Source organism: Mucilaginibacter sp. KACC 22773, assembly GCF_028736215.1.
GTDB lineage: Bacteria > Bacteroidota > Bacteroidia > Sphingobacteriales > Sphingobacteriaceae > Mucilaginibacter.
In genome coordinates, this window is record NZ_CP117883.1 from 6,177,802 (window position 1) to 6,199,028 (window position 21,227).

Genomic DNA, 21,227 nt, shown 5'->3' on the forward strand with positions numbered 1-21,227 from the left:
CTTCAATTCAATAATTCAGTAATTCAAAATTAAAATATCATCCTTGCCATGGGTGCAATTTCCTGCCCCGAAAATTCACCTTTTAAATATTTATAGTAGCCGGCAATTGCAATCATTGCGGCGTTATCTGTACAATATTGCATAGCCGGAATAAAGCTTTCCCAGCCGTTTTTTTCGCAAAGCGCCTGTAGTCCCAACCTTAAACCTGTATTGGCCGATACACCGCCGGCCAAAGCCAATTGTTTAATGCCGTACTGTTTTGCGGCTTTTTCAAATTTATTAAGCAGTATGGTTGCTATCCGTTTTTCAACCGAGGCACAAATATCGGCCATGTTTTCGCTGATAAAATCGGGGTTCTTAGCCACGTTATCGCGAATAAAATACAATATCGACGTTTTTAACCCGCTAAAACTAAAATCAAAGCCCGGGATCTGTGGCTCGGGAAACTTGTAAGCATCCGCATTACCCTGCCGCGCGTATTTATCTATAAGCGGGCCTCCCGGATAAGGTAAGCCCAGTATCTTGCTGGTTTTATCCATTGCTTCGCCCGCAGCATCATCCAGTGTTTGGCCAATAATTTCCATTTCAAAATAATCTTTTACCAAAACTATTTGCGTGTGCCCGCCCGATACGGTAAGGCATAAAAATGGAAACACGGGCTTATGATCGCCAATAAAGTGGGCCAGGATATGGGCCTGCATGTGATTAATTTCGACCAATGGCGCGTTTTGGGCAAGCGCAAATGCCTTGGCGAATGACACGCCAACTAATAATGAGCCTAAAAGGCCCGGCCCGCGGGTAAAAGCTACCGCATCAATATCATTTTTGTTTACTTTTGCGTTCAATAGTGCTTGTTGAACGGCAGGAACAATATTTTGCTGATGTACCCTTGAGGCAAGCTCGGGGACAACGCCACCATATGCCTCGTGAATGCTTTGGTTAGCAATAACATTGCTCAGGATAACCCCATCAACGCAAACAGAGGCAGATGTGTCATCGCAAGAAGATTCAATTCCTAATATTACAGGCACTTGTTTTAATTATTGAATTAATGAATTAGTGAGTTAGTGAATTCCTGTTTAGCTGAATTTTCCGATCTTAATAAAAGATCATCAAACTAATCAATGCCTTAATTGTAATTGATGAGTTTTAAATCACTAATTCAATAATTCGCTAAATCACTAAATAAAAAGCAAAGTTATTAAAAAAGCACTCAAAATAGTATTCGGGCTGGTGTTGTTGATATTATTGACACTTAGCATACTTTTATTGGCTTTTCAATATAAACCCGTGCAAACATGGGCCGCTAAAAAAGCGACCAAATATCTGTCGGATGAATTGCGTACTACAGTAAGTATAAAAAGTCTTTACATAAGGCCTTTTAGCACCGTAGTTATTGAAGGCTTATATGTACTGGATAAAAAGAAGGATACGCTGCTGAATACCCCAAAGCTGGCAGTAGATATTAATGGGTTCTCTATTTTTAACAGCATCAAACAACGGCTTATTACTTTTTCGGCCATTGAGCTTGATAACGGGTCTTTTTACCTGAAAAAACAAAAGGATAGTACTACCAACCTCGATTTTATTATCAACTATTTTAACTCTGGCGATACCGCAACAACCGCCAGCAAACCCTGGACGCTGAATTTTGATAAGATCACCATTAACAACTTCCACTTCCGGTACAAAAACCAGCTGATTGATACCGCAATGGCCCAGGTTAATTTTGACGATATTGACGTAAAACATTTTAGCACGGTGGTTTTAAATATGGATATCAAAAACCACCTGTTTAAAGGCAATGTTCAAAAGCTAACCCTTGCAGAAAAAAGCGGGTTTTACGTTAAGAATTTAACATCAAATATTACCATAGATACTAACCAGATACTGGCACAAAATCTTCATTTAAAAACCGGGCATTCTGATTTGAAAGATTATTTCAGGATGAAATTTAAATCGTTTAGCGATTTTGACGAGTTTAACACTAAGGTTTATATGGATGGCGATTTTAAATCGTCGCGGGTATCATCGGCAGATATCGCCTACTTTACCAGCGGGCTTGAAAAAGTAACTTTCGACCTTGGTTTAGACGGTCGTGCCCACGGGACGGTTAGTAACATAAAATCAAAAGGAGTTACAATAACCGGAGGCCAGGCTACCTTTATAAAAGGCGACTTTAATTTAAGAGGTTTGCCCGATTGGGATAATACCTTCCTGGAGCTGCGCTTTGACCAGATAGCATCTAACAAAAAGGATATCGATTATCTTATCAGTCATTTTTCGGGCCAGCCCAACCTAAAAGTGCCTGATATTATCAACAAGTTTGGTAACGTCAATTTCACAGGCAGATTTAGCGGTTTGCAAAACGATTTTGTGGCCTACGGTATTTTCAAAACTAAGCTTGGCCGTTTTGATTCGGACATTAATTTAAAAATCGACAAAAAAGGAAACCCCAGTTACAGCGGCAAACTGGATGCCTTTAACTTTGACCTGGGCACCTTGCTTGATGAAAGCAGCCTGGGCCGCACCACGTTTACATCAAACATAAAGGGCAGCGGCGACGACCTTAAAACCTTGAGCGAAAAAGGCGATGCTAAAATTAAATACATCGATTTTAATAATTACACCTATAATAACCTTACCATCAATGGCTCGTTTATAAAAAAACTTGCTAACGGGCATATCACCATTAACGATAAAAACATAAAGCTCGACCTGAAAGGAAAGGTAAACCTAAACGGCCAACTGCCCGCGTATGATTTAGCAGCCACCATTAAGGATGCCAAACTAAACGCCTTAAAACTGATAAAAGATACCATCACCCTTAGTACACAGCTAAAAACCACGTTTAGCGGCAACGACCTTAAAAATTTACAGGGCAATATTTTGCTATCGCCGATAAAGATTGTGGATCCACGTAATAATTACCAGGCCGATTCACTGTACCTTTCGGCCAGCGGCAGCGGTAATGCCAGGGAAATAGCCCTCAAATCTGACTTTGCCGATGCCAATATTAAAGGCAGTTTTGACCTTGCTACCCTCCCATCGTATTTTAAAACCATTGTTAAAAAGTACATTCCATCGTTGCAAACTACTATTGTACCGCCTAAACCAGAAGAGTTTGATTTTAACCTCACCCTAAAAAAACTCGATCCGCTGACATCGATATTTTTACCTCAATTAAAAATACCTGATCAGGGGAATTTTACGGGCCATTTTGACTCCAATAACAAAACAGCTACGCTATCGGGCTATATAAAAACGTTTAAAATTGGCAAAACGGTTTTTCATGATTTCATTATTGACGAGAGCACATCCGATAATTTGCTGGGACTTAACGTTTCGCTAAAAAGGGTTGACCTGACCGACAGCCTTTTTATAAAGGACATTAACATAACCAACTTTCTTAAAAACGATAGTTTAAACTTTAACGTTAAGCTATCCGATAAAAACGCAGTAAACCAGCTGGATCTTTACGGCCTGGTTGAATTTGGCAAAGACACTACAGCCAAATTAAAACTACTACCCTCAGACGTGATCCTGGAGCACGAAAAGTGGAAAATACAGGAGCAAGTACGCATCCGGCTACTTAATGGCAAAACACAGGTAACGGGGTTTGAGTTATCAAACGGAAATCAAAAGGTCAGAATAAATGGCTTTATATCTGATAACCCTACTGATGTATTAAAACTCACGTTTGAGAAATTTAACATGCGTACGCTTAACCAGCTCACCAAAACATCGGGCATATTTTTAAAGGGCTACCTCAATGGCGATGTAAATATGACCGCCATTACCGCAGATCCAGGTGTTGATGCCAAGCTGACTATCGATTCGCTTACCATGAACAAAACGCTTATTGGTAATGTAAAATTGGTATCAACACTGGATAACGACCGCAAACAGGCCGACATGAAATTAAACATTGTTAACCGCGGCCTGGAAACCATGAACCTATCGGGGATATACGCCTTTGGTAAAGACACTGAAGATAACCTGGACTTTGATGTAAAAATGAATCAAACCGAGGCCATCATCTTTGAGCCATTCATTAAAGACCTGGTGTCGGATGTTAAAGGAAATATTTCTACCAATTTGAAGCTCTCGGGCAGCCCGTCGAAACCAAAATTAAACGGTGATGTGACTTTGGTAAATACAGGAGTAACGGTTAATTATTTAAAAACAGCGTATACGGTTAATACCAGGGTAAACGTGGCTAACAGCATTATTAAGATAGATAACATGGTGCTTAAAGATAAGCGAGGCGGCACAGGAACTGCCAATGGCACTATAGATTTGAACAACCCATCTAACCCGGATATCGAGGTTGACCTTGTTGCCAAAAACCTGCTGGCATTGAATACCACATTTAAGAATAACCACGTATACTATGGCACAGCATACGGAACCGGGAATTTTAGTTTCAAAGGCCCGGTTGATAACATGAAGATTGATATAACCGCGCGTACCGAGGCCGGCACAATTTTCAATATCCCGCTTAACACCTCATCAACAGCAAGCGAATATGATTTTATAAAATTTGTAAGTCATAGCGATACCGCGAAGGTTGTTGCCAAAGAGCGTGCATTTAATGGTGTAACCCTTAATTTTGATTTAACCGCCGATGAAAAAACCGTTGTAAGAATAGCCACCGATTATGGTTTGCTGGAAGGCAGCGGCGTGGCCAATAACCTAAAGCTGAACATTAACAGCCTGGGCGATTTTGAAATGTATGGCGACTTTTTGATAACCACCGGCAAATTTGAATTTACGGCCAAAAACTTTATCAGTAAAAATTTTACAGTAAGCCAGGGCGGTACAATCAGGTGGACAGGCAACCCGGCAAACGCCGAAATAAACCTGAAAGCGTTATATGAGGTACGTACAGATCGTTCGCCGTTATATACGGCCGCGGGCTTGCAATCGCCGCAGGGCAACAAGCAGGTATTGGTACAGGCCGAGCTGATATTAACCAAATCGTTATTATTACCTGTTATCGACTTTGACTTTAACTTCCCTACCGACCCTTCGGTAAAGGATGATGTGGCTACTTACCTGTCTGATAATAACAACCGCAGCCAGCAGGCGTTAAGCATTATTGTGCGCAGGCAGTTTTCGTCGGGCAGTAATAACAGTTTAACCAACCAGGTAATAAGTACAGCCGGCGATGCCGTTACCGAATTCGCTTTTAATAAACTAAATAACCTGATAGCGCAATCAAACATTAAAAACTTTGATTTAAACATCCGCTCGTTTAATGAAGCCAGCGCTTCGCTTCGCTTCTTTAATGACAGGCTTTCATTCAACGGAAGTTTGTTTACCAACACGGCCTCAAACGATTTATTTAACAACAATAACACTACACTTTTCAATCAAAGCTTTAACAATATTAATAAGGATTTTGAAGCCTTGTATCGCATCAGGAAAGATGGTAACTTAACTGCCAGGTACTCGTACCGGATATTAAACAGTACCACCTTAAACAATTTAAATAACCAGTTACTACCACAGTATGTAAACGGGTTGGGCTTAGTTTATCAACGGGATTTTGACACCTTCCGCGAGTTTATCCGCAACCTTTTCAGAAGCGGCAAACGCACCCAGGCCCCGGTAACACCATTACCGGTAACAAACCCCAATCCTATTGTTACCAAACCGGATGACGATGATTAGTAGATTGATGTGCAGATGAAATATTGATGTGCAAATTTCAGATTACAGATGTGCAGATGAAGAAAATTTGAAAATTTGGTAATTTGAAGATTTGCAAATGAAAAAAGACAGATTTTAATGCAAAAAAAAGCAGGCTGACATTAATCAACCTGCTTTTTTATTATCTAATTTCCCCGCATCTGCACATCTGTAATCTAAAATCTGCACATCTGTAATCTGCACATCTATAATCTTAATGATCGCGCATAATGGCGTGATCCATTTTGTCGCGTTTGGTACGCAGGTATAATTCGTTATGTGGGTTTGATGCTATTTCGATAGGTACATTTTCAACAACCTCCAGCCCGTAGCCAATAAGGCCTGCGCGTTTTTTGGGATTATTGGTCATCAGCCTCATTTTTGAAATTCCAAGGCTGCGTAATATCTGCGCCCCAACGCCATAATCGCGCTGATCCATCTTAAAGCCCAGTTTAACATTTGCTTCAACGGTATCATAACCGTTTTCCTGCAGATGATACGCTTTTAACTTATTGATAAGGCCTATCCCACGGCCCTCCTGGTTCATGTAAACAACAACCCCCTTGCCTTCTTTGCTTATCATCTCCATTGCTTTGTGCAACTGTGGCCCACAATCGCAGCGGCATGATCCAAAGATATCGCCGGTAACACATGAGCTGTGTACCCGGGTTAAAATAGGCTCACCGGGCTCCCAGGTACCTTTTACCAGGGCAAGGTGATTTTCGCCGGTATCCAGTTGGGTATAGGCAATCATTTCAAAATCGCCCCACTCGGTAGGCATTTTCACCGAAACCTCTTTTTTAACCAGCGTTTCGGCATTTAAACGGTATGCTATCAGGTCTTTTATAGATACAATTTTCAGGTTAAATTCTTTTGCCATAACCAGCAGATCGGGCAGGCGGGCCATGTCACCATCTTCTTTCATGATCTCGCATATAACTCCGGCGGGTTCAAAACCAGCCAAAACAGCCAAATCGATAGCGGCTTCGGTGTGGCCCGACCGGCGCAAAACGCCCCCATCTTTGGCAATAAGCGGGAATATGTGGCCTGGCCTCCCTAAATCCTCGGGCTTAGTGGCAGGGTCAATTAATGCCAGTGTTGTTTTTGAACGGTCGGTAGCCGATATGCCGGTTGTACAACCGTGCCCTAATAAATCAACAGAGACCGTAAAATTAGTTTCGTGCGACGTAGTATTGTGACTCACCATTGGCTCCAGTTCAAGTTCGCGGGCTCTATCTACCGTAATAGGTGCGCAAACCAGGCCGCGGCCATGGCGTACCATAAAATTTATTGCTTCGGGGGTTGCATTGCGGGCAGCGGTTAAAAAATCACCTTCATTTTCCCTGTCCTCATCATCAACCACAATGATCATTTTCCCTGACCGTATATCTTCTATAGCTTCTTGTATTGTATTTAACATTATGTGTATATTACGTATGGCAAGCCTAAAAGGGTGCCATGATGTATTAAAGTTTAAACAAATTTAAACTATATTAAAATGATTCTGGTCGGTACTATGTAAAATGATTTTGGAGGCGGGGCGCGTGTCAGGCGTCCTTGCGTTTAAAGATTTTATTAAAATATCTTTTATAGGCCTCCATATCAAATATCACCGAATCGGTAGCGGCTTTATAGGAAAGGAAGAGCCCGATGGGCGTTAGCACAATAATAGCTACCCACATGCCAAATACAGTATTAACATTACCTGCCTTTACTGATTTTTCGCCTATGGTTGATATAATGTAATAGATAAGGAAAAATATCACCGAAATCACCACCGGAAGCCCCAGCCCACCTTTGCGGATAATAGCGCCCAGGGGAGCACCTATTAAAAATAAAGCGATACATGCTGCGGATAAGGTATATTTCTTTTGCACTTCCGAATCATATCGGCGGATGGTAGATGCATCGTTATTATATTTATCGGCACGGTTTTTTAAAAAATCCTTTACTGACCGAACTTCAGATGCAGCGCTTGATAAGGCCATCTGCTGATCTGCAATTTTCATACTTTTTAGTACATCTTTATCGGCAGCAATATATTTCACTTTTGATTTGGCCGGTAAATTAAAATACTTGATGTAGGGTGTAATAAGCTTATAATTGAGCATTACAGCGGCATCCGTGGCCTTTTGACTCGAATCAACAAAAAATTTAAGCTGCCTCAAATTCATCATCTGCGATGCCGACTTAAACTCATTTTCATCGGTGCGGCTAATTTTAAAGGCATCCAGCGGAAATTTTTGCTCCATTTCTTTAAAACGGAAACGGGTGAAGCGTTGCCGCAAATCATAGTTGGCACCGTCGCTTTTTGATTCCACATAATTTACACCATCCTTTAGTTTTAGCACCAAAAACTTATCACCCATAGTACGAAACATGGTACCTTCATGGGCCATTGTCACTTCGGTATTATTGGTTTCCTCGTTTTTTTTGTAAATAATAATACCATACAGCCTTTGCCCATCTGGATCTTTTTTGGTTACGCGAATGGTGTAGCCCGGAAAGCTGGAACTGAATATCATCTCGGGCAGTAAATCGGCCGATTTCTGCTTCCGGGCATCATACAATAAGGAGTAATATTTCAGGTTAGCTATCGGCAGCATATAATCTGAAAAGAAGAATGCAGCGATACTTAATACTGATACAACGATTATCATGGGATACATTGCCCGGCGTAACGAAATGCCGGCAGCTTTAATAGCCACCAACTCATAATTTTCGCCCAGTGCGCCATAAGTCATAATGGTTGATAGTAATACCGATAGCGGCAGCGCCATTGCCACGTTGGTTGCCGAGTTATACATCATCAGCTCCAGGATGATATACCAGGCAAAGCCTTTACCTATAAGGTCGTCGATGTATTTAAACAAAAACAACATCAGCAACACAAACATTACGATGAACAGCGTGCTTACAAAAGGCCTTATAAATGATTTAAGCAGTAAAAGGTGGATCTTTTTCATCGGGGCAATTTGTATTTACAGGATAAAAAACGCGCAACGGTGCAGGTTAATTTTCATTAACGCAAAATTAGCGTTTGGTAATACAAAATTAGCTAAAATTAAATTGGCCTTACGCGCCCAGTACGCTAATGAGGTAATCAATCTGGTTATCCCAAATCAGTTTTCGTTCGGGGATCTGGTCTTCCGTTGCAAAATCGGTGATGCTCAGGGCTACATCATTGGTTAGTTCGTCTTGCAAAATTTCCATTTCAAAATAGCATTGCGGCTCGTCCTCAAGCCATTTAAACCTAACCAGCTTATTTTCTTTAACTAAAATAAGCTTTGCTTTTTGCGGTTCATCGTCCCAGGTAAAAGTGAAAACCTGGTCACGAACATTTACATCATCGGCAAACCATTGTGCTAACCCGTTAGGCTCATTTAGGAAAGTGAACAGTATTCTTGGAGATGATTTTATCTCATACTCAATAGTAAATTTCTTTTTTTCGGACATCGGGGTTTATACTTGAAAACAGGTTATGCAGTAAATGTTAACATTTTTTCTAAAGAAAACGAATTTCTGCTATATTTGCAAACCTTTTTAAGGAAGCCCATTGTTTTATAAACAGGGCTGCTCTTTTTAACAACCATGTAAAAAGAGGATTAAATTAAAAACGGCGGGGTAGCTCAGATGGTTAGAGCGTAGGATTCATAACCCTAAGGTCGGCAGTTCGATCCTGCTCCCCGCTACGTGAAAATCAGCCTGTTACGATAAATCGTAGCGGGCTTTTTCATTTTTAGCGGGCACTGAAAAATCGTTAACAATATTTAATTATCAATATTTCAATCACAACTCATTGATAATAAATATCTTATTACAACTTAAACTTTAAAAAAGCCTTACGCTCATGTTATACATAGCTTACTTCGCTTACCGCGCAGGAATACTCATTAGGTTAATTTTTATAAAGTCGTCCGGATAGAACTAGTGTCATTTATTGGGTAGAACAATGTTGTATTATTAATCACTCCGAATTTCTTTACTGTTTCAGGCGGTTGTCACACTTTTTAATAAAGGTGTCTAATGATAAAACGAAAACATGGAAAACGAATTTAAAGGTAAAACCGCCTTGGTACTTGGAGGATCAAGCGGAATTGGTAAAGCCACAACGGCATTGTTACTACAAAATGAAGCTACAGTAGTTATTGTTGGCAAAAATCAGGTTAAAATAGATCAAACTATTAACGAATTGTCTGGCAGTGGAAATATTAAAGGTTACAAAGTTGACTTGACAGATCGTCTGCAAACTGCTGATTTCATAAATCAGCTCGGCAATACTATAAGCCGGGTTGACTATCTGGTTAATGCTTCCGGTATTTTTAGCCCAAAGCCATTCTTGGATCATACTTCTATTGACTATGATTCCTATCTTGATTTAAATAGAGGATTGTTTTTTATAACACAGGCTGTAGCCAAACTAATGGCTAATAATAAAAACGGCTCCATAGTTAATATCGGTTCAATGTGGGCAAAGCAATCTGTCAGGGCCACACCTTCATCTGCTTATTCAATGCAGAAAGCGGGGCTGCACTCTTTAACCCAGCATTTGGCAATGGAACTTGCACAATATAATATCAGGGTTAACGCAGTGTCTCCGGCAGTCGTTGAAACACCAGTATATGATAAGGTTTTTGGAGGGCAGGAAGCTGCTGTTGAAGCTTTAAAAGGTTTTAATGGATTTCAGCCGATCGGCCGGAATGGAAAACCAGAAGATGTGGCCAATACAATTGTATACCTCCTTTCGGAAAAAGCATCGTGGGTGACCGGTGCCATTTGGGATGTCGACGGGGGCGTTATGGCAGGACGAAATTAATTCTTAAATTTAGATGTTCTGAACATGTCTTCTTCCAATAGAAATACGATGAATCCTTTTTTAGTCACTTATGATACCAATGAGGAAATGCGTTTTATAAAAGAGGCGCAGGAAGGATCAAAATCAGCTTTGGAAGGCTTGATTAAGCTGCATCAGCGATTTGTTTATAATGTCGCGCTGAGATTAGTACGAAATGCTGAAGATGCTGCTGATCTAACCCAGGAAGGTTTGATAAAAATGGTGACCAAATTAAGCCAATTCCAGGGCAAAAGCAGTTTCAGAACATGGTTGTACCGTATAGTCTTCAACCATTTCATCCAAAGCCAGGGCAATAAGAGGAGGCTGGAAACGGCCTCCTTTGAAGAACTTGGTGATTTTCTCGAAAATGCGCATGCATCTGAAGAAATGAGTGTTGAAGAGCAGGTCATTTATAGCGATTTGATTGATGATACGAGGAATAAATGCATGAGTGGCATGTTGCTTTGTTTGGACAGACAGCAACGAATTATTTTTATACTGGGAGCTATCTTTAACATGAAATCTACTGTAGCTGCACCACTGTTGCAAATTTCTCCGGAAAATTTCCGGAAACAATTGTCAAGAGCCCGTGCTGACCTTTTTCAATTTATGGAAAATAAGTGTGGATTGGTGAATCCCACCAATCCTTGCCGTTGTCATAAAAAAACAATGGGGTTTATTAAAGAAGGCAAAGTGGAACCGACTCAGAGAAAATTTATGCCTGAAGCTATAGAAACAATCCGGTCGGTCTCGCCTCAAATAAATGATGAACTTGACCAATTGATGGAGGACAACTACATGAGCTTTTTTAAAGCACAAAATTATGAAAAACATGAAGTTGCAAATGAGATTGTTCAGTCTTTATTATTTAATAGTGAGATTAAAACTATGTTCAACCTTAACTGAGAAAGCTTTACAGTCCTGATTAGCAAGCGCAAAGGCTCGTTAATGCCGATAGGGTTGTCCGTTCACGCCGCTGGCCGGTTAATACACCCCGACCAAATATATCGGCAAACAGATCTTTATACATTGGAGCTTTGCCAGCTAAAACGCCGTTTTACGCAAATCCTCGAAGAAAAAGTTCGAAATTTGCCCAGTCAGGCCTACTAAAGCAGACAACGGCCTTGAAATGCATATTTCAAGGCTTCTTTTTTTCAACCACTATATATAGTACTAAAAATCAGCACCAGATATAATTCAATCCTATTCCAGTCCTTTAAAGCAAGGGGTTCTAAAACAACTAACAAATATGTTATAGCAGACTGTTTTTCAATCAATTGACTTGCTCTTTTTTCGTCTTTTAACAGTTTGATATTTTCCATCAAAATTATCTCCCTTAAATTAATCACCGGTTTACAAAGCGACTGTTTTTGGGGCAGCAGTGTTCGCATGAAATTTGCTCATAGAGAAGACTTAAGGCATTTACTTCAGCATAGCGAAACTCAAAAGATCACAGATAACGTGGAATGGAATACATTACATTTTTCCAGACAAATTTTCACTGCGAAACCGCCTAAAAGTATTTTTTCAATCTAAAACTCCCTTTTTGCCCCTTCTTTTTTGCAGGTTAGCCCCTTTTGTTTTTAGCGTTTTTCAAAGACTTTGCCCTCTTGAATGGTCGTCTCAAAATGACGATTCATATTAACCAATTACTCTATTAATTAAACACCATCATGAGGAAAATTCCAAGAACAGCGCATGCTTTGAAAAAAGAGAAGCCACCAGCGTCTTATTAAAACACATCGACGAAAATGCCGGGATAAATTCCCGGCCCTGGCAATTGCTTGTTATAGTTAACTCCGGGGGCTGCATTGTATGCCAATATTACGTTTGTCGCCGCGGAATAGCCAACTGCATTAACATATAACTGCCCTTGCCCACAGAACTAACCAGTTTAAATTTTAATAACCCAATTATGAAACGAAAATTACTTTTTCCAAATTATTTGTATTCCAGAGGGGTTCGCACTACGTTTAAAACTTTGGCATTATTTATATTGCCAATTGGCGCAAACGCGTTAACCCCCAATTTAATAACTCACAACAATAGGGCGATAACTACCCAAATAGCACCTGTTAAGGCTGCTATAACTGTAAAAGGCTCTGTAGTAGACGCTATTGATGGCCAGCCGCTGGTAGGCGTTTCTATTAGTATAAAGGGAACTAACAAAGGTGCCCTGAGTGATTTAAAGGGTAACTTTCAACTTTCGAATGTGCCGGAAAATGCCGTACTCGTTGTAACCTATATCTCATACGAGAAAGTTGAAATTGCAGTAAGCGGAAAGACTGATATCGCAATAAAACTTCAACCTTCAATGAAAACCCTGAACGATGTGGTTGTAGTAGGTTATGGAACGCAGAAGAAGGAAAACCTGACAGGATCTGTAGGCGTTGTAAATACAAAGGATTTGGAAAGCAGGCCCCTGACAAATACCGGGCAGGCTTTACAAGGCACTGTTTCCGGTGTTTTTGCACTGCAAAGTTCGGGTAAACCCGGAGATGACAACACGGTTATAGATATTCGTGGGGTAGGTACTTTTGGAGATAATTCCCCGTTGGTGTTAGTTGATGGTTTTCCCGGCAGCATAGGCGACGTAAATCCTAACGATGTTCAATCAATTTCAGTGTTGAAAGACGCCGCATCATCTGCTATTTATGGTAATCGTGCTGCAAACGGCGTTATTTTAATTACCACTAAACGGGGATCAGCAGGCAAACTTCGTGTTAACTATAGTGGATATGCCGGTATTCAAAGTCCGACAAGGCTGCCCAATGTATTAAACTCTGTTCAATATACCACGCTTTACAACGAGGCGGCTGTAAATACCGGATCGGCACCGGCGTATCCGGATTCGATAATTCAAAAATACGCGGCGCACAACAACCCATTATACCCCGATATTAATTATTTCAAGGTTTATTATGGAAACGCCTATATGCAAAACCATCGTGTAAGCGCAACAGGAGGGAGCGACAACGTCAATTATGCATTTATGCTGGGGCATCTGGATCAGGATGGAATCCTGGTGGCAACCAATTACAAAAAAACAGACTTCCGTCTCAACCTCGATACCTACCATCTAAAAGATAAAAGGCTTCGTGTTTCCGGGAATGTATCCGGGAATTTGGGTGTAAAAAGCGAACCGACCGATCTTTGGAATGCCGAATGGTATTCCACTCTGGCGCCTATACATCCGCTTAAGGATGCAAGCGGAAACTGGGTTTCTGTTAACGGCGAACGTAACTACTACGGGGAAATTAAAGAAGGTAGCACCAATCTGACAAAACGGTACAATTTTAGTGGACAGGCAGAAGCAGAATATAAAATTCTGCCCGGTTTAAGTGCGCAGCTTACTTATGGTTATAATGTTATCTCCACTAACGCAAATGCTTTTCATGCCAATGTAACGCTGAAAAACCAAAATGGAACAACTACACAATTGCCATCAGACCTTAATGTAACCAACGAGACTGACGGCCACTCATTGCTTACCGGGTTACTGAAATATAATAAGACAATTAACCGTCATTCATTCAATTTATTAGGCGGTTACAACGAAGAGGAGTTTACCTATGATTGGCAAAGCGGCTTTCGCTCACATTTTGTTAACAACACGCAACGTGTATTGAACCTTGGCGATGCGGCCACACAAACCAATAACTCTGGCAGTTACGATCTCGGCCTCCGTTCGTTTTTTGGCCGTTTAAACTATGCGTTTGACGAAAAATATTTATTTGAAGCTAATATCCGAAGGGATGGCTCTTCCAGGTTTGCACAAGGTAAACAATGGGGAACATTTCCGTCATTCTCAGCAGCCTGGGTACTATCAAAAGAAGATTTTATGAAAAGTGTGAGCTGGCTTGATTTTGCAAAAATTCGTGCCTCCTGGGGGCGTTTAGGTAATCAAAATATAAGTAATTACTATAATGGAAGTGATATCCTGAGTTCGGGTCAGAATTATTCGTTCGGCGGAACGCTTTATTCGGGTGTTGCCGTTACGGCAATGACCAACAAAGATTTGACCTGGGAAACAGCTCAGCAATTAGATTTGGGGCTTGACATCTCTTTCCACAATAACATTGAAATTACTGCAGATTATTTTGATAAAAGGACTAAAAACCTCTTATTGACCCAACCGATACCACTAACAATTGCGCAGTCGGCCCCAATGGCTAATGCCGGTGAAGTGCAAAACAAAGGTTTTGAACTTGGCATATCCTATAAAACAACGTTTGGCAATGGTGTTAAATTAAGAACTTCCTTCAATGTTTCTCACATCGTCAACAAAATCATCAGCATGAACGTGCCTCAGCAGTACAGCTCTCCAAAGGCGATTGTTGTGGGCTCGGCTATAAATTCATTCTACGGTTACCAGATGACGGGCATTTACCAGATTTCTGATTTTACATGGCAAAACAACAGCGATGCATCCATTCCGTACGCAAGCCGTAGTTATACGCTTAAACCGGGTGTAGTTAAAGTAAGCGATTACAACGCGCAACCTGGCGATATTAAATATGCCGACCTCAATAGTGACGGCGTAGTTGACCAAAACCACGACCGCAAAATCATAGGTAAGCAATTTCCTGACATAACCTATGCTTTTAACTTCAATGTAGCCTGGAAAGGTCTGGACCTTGGGGTGTTTTTACAAGGCGTACAAGGCATGCAGGGTTATACCTACTATGAAATAGCTTCGCCTTTTAGCGGCTTTGCAAACGTTGGTACCTGGTGGTTAAACAGGTGGACACCACAAAATCCATCTAATACCTATCCCCGAGTTACATTGGATGGCGTAAGAAACAATATTCACTCTTCCTTCTACGTGGAAAATGCCTCGTATCTACGGGTTAAGAATATTGAATTGGGATATACTTTAAGTCCGGCTGCCATTAAGAAGATAGGTTTAAGCTCGCTTAGGATATATGCCAACATACAAAACGCTTTCACATTCACCAAATTCAAAGGCTTTGATCCGGAACAAACCTCTGATCAAACAAGAGCCGAGGCATATCCACAGGTGCGGGTGATGACTGCAGGTATAAATGTTAATTTCTAAAGGATAAAATCATGAAGACTATATATAAAATCATAATCTTAGCATCTGTTATTAATCTTGCCGGCTGCAAGAAAAACCTTCTGGATAAAACGCCAAAAGACCGCTTGTCGCCCTCGACATTTTACCAGAACGAAACCCAGGTAAAAATGGCGTTGGTGGGCATTTACAATGCACTACAACCTAATGCCACCCCGGCGCATTTTTTCCAGTTTGAATTTGAATCGGATAATGCCTATTGCCAGGATGCCTGGCAGGGCTCAAAGGAAGTAGGGGCATGGCAAACCACAACCAACAGTTGGGCGCCATATGCGAAGTGGACCCAGGATTACACCATTATTTCAAGGGCCAACGAGTTTTTGCAGGATGTTGCCAATGCAAGCATTGATGCTACTGTAAAAACCCAAATGTCGGCCGAAGCTAAGTTTTTACGAGGGTATGCCTATACGGATTTGACTACTTATTTTGGCGATGTGCCCTTAATTACCAGTGTACTGTCGCTCTCGGATGCATATGTTTCAAGGACTGCGAAAGCTACGGTGCTGACGCAGATCTTAACTGATTTTACAGAGGCAGCAGCCGCACTACCAACCTCCTACTCGGGTTCTGATGTTGGCCGGGCAACCAAAGGAGCTGCATTAGCTTACAAGGCAAAAGCTCTTTTGTACAATGGAAAGTGGGCCGATGCTGCACAGGCCGCGCAGGATGTGATCAATCTTAACACCTACAGTTTATATACTAACTATGGTTCGCTGTTTGATGAGGCACACGAAAACAATAGTGAAGTGATTTTTGACATCCAATATATACCCACTACCCAGTCACAACCCTGGCCATCATCTGCCTTATCTTTGAGTGTTTGGCCAACTCCAAACGTCACTGCTGATTTGATCGATTCATATTACATGACCAATGGATTACCGGTTACCAACTCCGCTTCGGGCTACAATGCTCAAAACCCGTATGTCAATCGCGATCCAAGATTGGCTGCTTCAGTAGTATTACCTGGCTCTTTGTGGGGTACAACCACCTACATACCTGCCAATGATGTGGTTCCGTCTGGTGCACGCCCGCGTAAATACGCGGCGATAGGTATTGCCGACCCCAATAATTGTTCACTCAATACTATTTTGATGCGTTATGCCGACGTGTTGCTGATACGTGCCGAAGCCCTGATTGAATCGGGAAGCACCGCAACGGAAATCTATACACTTATAGACAAGGTGCGTGCCAGGGTAAGCATGCCCAGGGTTGAAGATGTAGAAGGTACCGGCTTAAACCAAACGCAATTAAGGGCGATATTACGCCATGAGCGCAGGGTTGAATTCTTTATGGAAGGCACCAGGTATGCAGATATGTTACGCTGGAAAGATCAATCCCTGGTTCATGATGTTTATGGATATGACAAATCGTTGCTGAGTAATCCGGCAAGTGCCGCTACCTGGCAGTTTAAACAGGTTAAGTTAGATACCCGGACATTTGATGCAGGTAAAGGATGGTTATGGCCAGTTCCGCAAGCCGATATTGACATCAACAAAAAATTGCTACCAAACAACCCGGGATATTAAGGCGTCCTGTCATCGCACAAATTTCCTTTCGTTTTAGCGATATAGCCCCCGATAATACTGCAATAGCGGTTTATCGGGGGTTTCGTTTTAAATACGATATATCTGCTTTGTACATGTTTTGAAATTGGCAGCTCCCATCATATCTGAAGTATTGCAGCAAGGTACTTAGTCCTATAACGCCCTGGGCAAACTGACTCGTCCTGAAATAACTATACACTAAAAGAAAGTGTATGAAAGAAGAATCGGAACAAAAAGCGAGTCAGATTCGCCTTACTAAGCGATGTCACTTTGAAAGCAGCCTACGGAATGAGATCATAAAATTGATAGAATCAGGGACTCCGCGGAGCGTGATAGCCTATCAGTATGGCATGTCGCGGGCATCTCTGAGTAAATGGATGCGCGACCGCGGCTCGAAAGAGTACCAGGAAAAACAGCGGGGATATCATTTAAGCGACATAGAAAAAAGATCCGTCGTCCGCCAGGTTGAGCAAGGCATTCTGAAACCTTATGCAGCGAGGAAGTCATACGGACTAAGTGGAGAAACGTTAAATAAATGGCTTAAGGCCTCGTTGAAAGAAAATGCCGAACTTGCGGTTCATGAAAAGTTTGAGATGAAGGATAAAGCTGAAGGGCAGTCTGGTGTGCCGGACCCGGAAACGGAAGCTTTAAAAAAGGCTTTGGAATATGCACAGCTAAAGATCAGTGCCTTAAATACCCTTATTGATGTAGCAGAGGATCAGTTTAAGATCAAGATCAGAAAAAAAGCTGGGGCCAGGCAGTCATGATAATGAAGCAGGATTACGCGCATTTAAGCTGGGCGTTTCTATGCGGACTGTTTGGCAAAACCCGCCATGCGCACTATGATCACTTATGGAGAAACCAGGATGACTCTATCAAAGAGGAAATTATCCTGCAGCTTGTTCATGAAATAAGGAAGCCTTTACCCCGGTTAGGGACAAGAAAGATGCTTTATCTGCTTAAGCCGCAACTGGCTTCTCATCATATAGAAATCGGCAGGGACTACCTGTTTGACTTGCTTGACGCTCATAAGCTGCTGATCAGGCAGCGTAAACGAAAAGCAATCACCACCGATTCCCGGCACTGGATGCATAAGTACGCCAACCTGGTAAAGGAAATGCATATTATACGGCCGGAGGAACTTTGGGTAAGCGATATAACTTACATTCGGGTGCAAAACCAATGGGGCTACCTGTCACTGATAACAGATGCATTTTCACGTAAGATCATGGGTTATTGTTTCCGCCTGGATATGCTGGCGCTGGGGCCTATAGCGGCCTTACAGATGGCCCTGGATGTCCGCAGTTACAGCGGGCAAACCCTTACCCATCACTCTGACAGAGGGTCCCAATACTGCTCTAAGGATTATGTGGAATTGCTTGGGAACGAAACTATTTCCATCAGTATGACTGAACGGGGTGACCCGTATGAGAATGCACTGGCCGAACGAATGAATGGCATCATCAAGGGGGAGTTCGACCTGTACATCAGCCCGGTTAACTTTGAGCAGACTTATAAAAAGATCGATAGCAGTATTAAGGCATACAACGAATTGAGGCCCCATGGAAGCTGTGACTACCTGACGCCTTGCCAGGCGCATGAACAAGGTGATGTACTGAAAAAACGCTGGAAGGAATACCCGGGCAAATGGGAGAAGGAAAAGCCGCTGGCCATACCCGCCTGACAGATGAGTTATCAACAAAAAGAGGAGGTTCAGCAAAAAGAAAAAAAGAAGCAAAAAAAGAAAAACGTGTTGAAATATGGAAAACTGAAGGAGTTTCCCACATTCCAACACAACAAACAAACAACAAGTTATTTAACTTTATCTTTAAAAAAAGAACCTGTATAGTGTTTACAGGATTAACTCACAAATCTGTATAGTTATTTCAGGACGGGTCAAACGCATCTAATTGGGTTAACATAACTTAACACATTTCAGATAAAATATTTATAAATATTTGATAATCAATACATTGAATTTCATCATGGTTAACACTAAAATGATCGCGCAATTTAGGTGTATCCTCTTTTATATCGATGAATACACTGTTTTGCAAATTTTCAGTTATCAATCGCAACGTAAATAAGTCGTAAAACAGAAAAGGCTGCCCTTTTAAGGCAGCCTCGCGATGTAGTATAATGTCATCGATAAATTGACGGATAATGTTATCCTAAAGTTCTAAGTCAAAAACGAAAAAATCCAACTTCAGACTTACGACTTGGTACTGTTAACTTTTTTATTGCGCAATAAGCGTCCATTGCTGGTTGTAGCTCGAACCGCTTGTCCACTGTTGCATAACAGATCCATTGGTTGTCAAGCCTCCAGTATCCAGGCATTTCCCTGTAGCAAGGTTAACTATTTTGTAGTAACCGCTTCCGGCCGAAACTATTGACCAGCGCTGGTTAGTACTGGTGCCTACTGTATATTGTTTAACCGATGAGCCATCAGTAGTATTACCCCCGGTGTCCAGGCACTCTTTCCCGGTTACACAGCTTAGCGTATAATAGCCATCGGTATAACTTACATTCCATTTTTGGTTGGCACTTGTTCCCGATGCCCATTGAGCCACGGTAGCGCCATCGGTCGTGCTGCCCAAATTATCAAGCATAAGGCCCGATGCACGATTTTGAAGCTTGTACCGCCCGTCGGCAATTGGCCCCAGCCATACAGGAGATGCGGTAAGTTTCCATGACCACCTGAACATGTTCGCGGTGCCCGGGCTAACCTCTACCAGGTTATTATTTGCCTTATACCAGCGGTAGGTATCAATATCATTAACGCCCGACCATGCTATAGTACCCATAGAGTTGTCCCTGGCATACGAAAGCGCCCCGGTTAAAAATGCCTGATCAACATATACACCAGTATCCCATTGCCACCAGAAACTCATGTTCCTGAATGTTTCGATACCAACTTCGGTAACCACCGTACGGGCCGCGTAAGATCCGGTCCTGCTTGACATGTCGCTGTAATAGCCCGACCAAACATCATGCGATCCCCAGAACCACCAGTAGCAGTGCAGGCCCAGGTATTGATTAACTAACCTTGAATCGGCGCCAACTGCAGTTACGTCAGCAGCATAACCAGTGCCGTCCAGGATGCATTTACCATCGGCCGTACTAAATGTGGTTAAAAAACTGGCATATAAATTATTCAAATCGGTACCTGAATAATCCACAGGTTCATTTATAGGCTCATACAAAATAGACGTGTTGTTTTTATAAACATTATTCACAGTTGTCCACATGGTAGTCCATTGCGTAACATCCGGTACATGGTGCACACCTACCGGCCAGTAGCAAAGTATTACTTTACAGCCGTTTGATACAATGGCATTAATTGCAGCCTGGTATACAGGCCAATAAGTAGAGCTTGAGGCCGTCCATGGGTTTATGGGCATCCTGATAGTAGTACCGCCGCTTGTTTTAACAGCGCTTGAAATACTGGTGGCCAAAGCAGCAGCCTGGGTTGCGGTGAGCGATGTAGTCATACCGCTTGGCAATACAACCCTTCCGTCGCCTTCGTTGCCATTAGGGTCGGCCCAGTTTATACCACGAAAGCCATTGGTGTTGGTAGTTGAAAGCGCAAGGTTTTGTTTTGTCGACAAGCCGGAGATATCAGGGTTCTTTTGAATAGTGTTTTTTGAACAGCCCATCATAAAGGCTAACAGGCAGCATAGTGCCTGGGCGGTTAAATTTTTTCTCATAAGTTTTATATTAAAATGTCAAATAATTGGTTCTTTATAATCAATTGGTTTTAACTTTTAAACAAGGCGGTGATCTTCCCGGCGTTGGCACAAAGCAGGTAATGACATCGATTAACTGCAAAACAACTGAATGCATATGCAGTAATAACTTGAATATTCTCATGGCAGAGGTATTAAAATCCAGATTTCCAGCCCAGCAATTACCGTTAATCACTGCCGGACGTTACGGTCGGCAATTTGATTAGCCATTGAAAAATGACTGTAAGCAATAATGGAAAAGGGAAATCCGTGTTTATATGGTTTAACCTAAATCTCTTTTAAAAAGCAGAAATTAAAAAGGGGGTAAAGCC

14 protein-coding genes and 1 tRNA gene are annotated in these 21,227 nt (G+C 41.8%); 9 read left to right on the forward strand and 6 right to left on the reverse strand.

Annotated elements, in window-relative coordinates; genetic code table 11:
- Positions 1 to 29: 29 nt before the first annotated feature.
- Positions 30 to 1,031, reverse strand: a complete 1,002-nt coding sequence (gene tsaD / locus PQ469_RS25680) for a tRNA (adenosine(37)-N6)-threonylcarbamoyltransferase complex transferase subunit TsaD (RefSeq protein WP_090642046.1) — start codon at positions 1,029 to 1,031, stop codon at positions 30 to 32.
- Positions 1,032 to 1,290: 259 nt separating this feature from the next.
- Between tsaD and PQ469_RS25685 the strand changes: the two genes are divergently transcribed.
- Positions 1,291 to 5,676, forward strand: a complete 4,386-nt coding sequence (locus PQ469_RS25685; protein WP_274210230.1) for a translocation/assembly module TamB domain-containing protein — start codon at positions 1,291 to 1,293, stop codon at positions 5,674 to 5,676.
- A 232-nt stretch (positions 5,677 to 5,908) separates the two neighbouring features.
- Here the strand turns inward: PQ469_RS25685 and PQ469_RS25690 are convergent, their stop codons facing one another.
- The 3 genes from PQ469_RS25690 to PQ469_RS25700 all read right to left on the reverse strand — a co-directional run bounded on the left by PQ469_RS25690 (position 5,909) and on the right by PQ469_RS25700 (position 9,150).
- A complete protein-coding gene (locus PQ469_RS25690) occupies positions 5,909 to 7,114 on the reverse strand; it encodes a bifunctional 3,4-dihydroxy-2-butanone-4-phosphate synthase/GTP cyclohydrolase II (RefSeq protein ID WP_177183726.1) in 1,206 nt (401 codons plus the stop codon).
- Between the two features lie 127 nt (positions 7,115 to 7,241).
- Positions 7,242 to 8,660 (reverse strand): LptF/LptG family permease, encoded by a 1,419-nt coding sequence (locus PQ469_RS25695; RefSeq protein WP_090642036.1) that lies wholly within the window; start codon positions 8,658 to 8,660, stop codon positions 7,242 to 7,244.
- 109 nt (positions 8,661 to 8,769) lie between these two features.
- Positions 8,770 to 9,150 (reverse strand): START-like domain-containing protein, encoded by a 381-nt coding sequence (locus PQ469_RS25700; protein ID WP_090642033.1) that lies wholly within the window; start codon positions 9,148 to 9,150, stop codon positions 8,770 to 8,772.
- A gap of 162 nt (positions 9,151 to 9,312) precedes the next feature.
- On the opposite strand from PQ469_RS25700, the gene PQ469_RS25705 reads away from it, so the two are divergent.
- The 3 genes from PQ469_RS25705 to PQ469_RS25715 all read left to right on the forward strand — a co-directional run bounded on the left by PQ469_RS25705 (position 9,313) and on the right by PQ469_RS25715 (position 11,434).
- Positions 9,313 to 9,386, forward strand: a tRNA-Met gene (locus PQ469_RS25705).
- A gap of 350 nt (positions 9,387 to 9,736) precedes the next feature.
- Positions 9,737 to 10,510 (forward strand): SDR family NAD(P)-dependent oxidoreductase, encoded by a 774-nt coding sequence (locus PQ469_RS25710; RefSeq protein WP_274210231.1) that lies wholly within the window; start codon positions 9,737 to 9,739, stop codon positions 10,508 to 10,510.
- Positions 10,511 to 10,558: 48 nt separating this feature from the next.
- Positions 10,559 to 11,434, forward strand: coding sequence for an RNA polymerase sigma factor (locus tag PQ469_RS25715; protein WP_274210232.1), 876 nt, complete (start codon positions 10,559 to 10,561; stop codon positions 11,432 to 11,434).
- 248 nt (positions 11,435 to 11,682) lie between these two features.
- Here the strand turns inward: PQ469_RS25715 and PQ469_RS25720 are convergent, their stop codons facing one another.
- On the reverse strand, positions 11,683 to 11,919 hold the full coding sequence (locus PQ469_RS25720; RefSeq protein WP_274210233.1) for a hypothetical protein: 237 nt from the start codon (positions 11,917 to 11,919) through the stop codon (positions 11,683 to 11,685).
- Between the two features lie 524 nt (positions 11,920 to 12,443).
- Here PQ469_RS25720 and PQ469_RS25725 point away from each other — a divergent pair.
- The 5 genes from PQ469_RS25725 (at position 12,444) to PQ469_RS25745 (ending at position 19,051) form a co-directional block, all read left to right on the forward strand.
- Entirely contained in the window at positions 12,444 to 15,587 is a 3,144-nt protein-coding gene (locus tag PQ469_RS25725) for a SusC/RagA family TonB-linked outer membrane protein (protein ID WP_274210234.1), read from the forward strand.
- 11 nt (positions 15,588 to 15,598) lie between these two features.
- The gene (locus PQ469_RS25730) at positions 15,599 to 17,152 is read left to right on the forward strand and encodes a RagB/SusD family nutrient uptake outer membrane protein (protein WP_274210235.1); all 1,554 of its coding nucleotides are present in this window, start codon (positions 15,599 to 15,601) and stop codon (positions 17,150 to 17,152) included.
- Positions 17,153 to 17,382: 230 nt separating this feature from the next.
- Complete coding sequence (locus PQ469_RS25735; protein ID WP_274209702.1) at positions 17,383 to 17,937, forward strand: hypothetical protein; 555 nt, start codon at positions 17,383 to 17,385, stop codon at positions 17,935 to 17,937.
- A gap of 2 nt (positions 17,938 to 17,939) precedes the next feature.
- The gene (locus PQ469_RS25740) at positions 17,940 to 18,854 is read left to right on the forward strand and encodes an IS3 family transposase (protein WP_274209701.1); all 915 of its coding nucleotides are present in this window, start codon (positions 17,940 to 17,942) and stop codon (positions 18,852 to 18,854) included.
- Positions 18,818 to 19,051, forward strand: a complete 234-nt coding sequence (locus PQ469_RS25745; protein WP_274209700.1) for a hypothetical protein — start codon at positions 18,818 to 18,820, stop codon at positions 19,049 to 19,051. Before PQ469_RS25740 ends, PQ469_RS25745 begins: the two co-directional genes overlap by 37 nt.
- A gap of 356 nt (positions 19,052 to 19,407) precedes the next feature.
- Here the strand turns inward: PQ469_RS25745 and PQ469_RS25750 are convergent, their stop codons facing one another.
- Positions 19,408 to 20,877, reverse strand: a complete 1,470-nt coding sequence (locus PQ469_RS25750; protein WP_274210236.1) for an RICIN domain-containing protein — start codon at positions 20,875 to 20,877, stop codon at positions 19,408 to 19,410.
- Positions 20,878 to 21,227: the final 350 nt, after the last annotated feature.

Excerpts from the sequence above, each read along its gene's own strand:
- PQ469_RS25690 (WP_177183726.1), bottom strand. The coding sequence starts at position 7,114 with ATGTTAAATACAATACAAGAAGCTATAGAAGATATACGGTCAGGGAAA.
- PQ469_RS25695 (WP_090642036.1), bottom strand. The coding sequence starts at position 8,660 with ATGAAAAAGATCCACCTTTTACTGCTTAAATCATTTATAAGGCCTTTT.
- PQ469_RS25700 (WP_090642033.1), bottom strand. The coding sequence starts at position 9,150 with ATGTCCGAAAAAAAGAAATTTACTATTGAGTATGAGATAAAATCATCT.
- PQ469_RS25710 (WP_274210231.1), top strand. The coding sequence starts at position 9,737 with ATGGAAAACGAATTTAAAGGTAAAACCGCCTTGGTACTTGGAGGATCA.
- PQ469_RS25715 (WP_274210232.1), top strand. The coding sequence starts at position 10,559 with ATGAATCCTTTTTTAGTCACTTATGATACCAATGAGGAAATGCGTTTT.
- PQ469_RS25720 (WP_274210233.1), bottom strand. The coding sequence starts at position 11,919 with ATGCGAACACTGCTGCCCCAAAAACAGTCGCTTTGTAAACCGGTGATT.
- PQ469_RS25725 (WP_274210234.1), top strand. The coding sequence starts at position 12,444 with ATGAAACGAAAATTACTTTTTCCAAATTATTTGTATTCCAGAGGGGTT.
- PQ469_RS25730 (WP_274210235.1), top strand. The coding sequence starts at position 15,599 with ATGAAGACTATATATAAAATCATAATCTTAGCATCTGTTATTAATCTT.
- PQ469_RS25735 (WP_274209702.1), top strand. The coding sequence starts at position 17,383 with ATGAAAGAAGAATCGGAACAAAAAGCGAGTCAGATTCGCCTTACTAAG.
- PQ469_RS25740 (WP_274209701.1), top strand. The coding sequence starts at position 17,940 with ATGAAGCAGGATTACGCGCATTTAAGCTGGGCGTTTCTATGCGGACTG.
- PQ469_RS25745 (WP_274209700.1), top strand. The coding sequence starts at position 18,818 with ATGGGAGAAGGAAAAGCCGCTGGCCATACCCGCCTGACAGATGAGTTA.
- PQ469_RS25750 (WP_274210236.1), bottom strand. The coding sequence starts at position 20,877 with ATGAGAAAAAATTTAACCGCCCAGGCACTATGCTGCCTGTTAGCCTTT.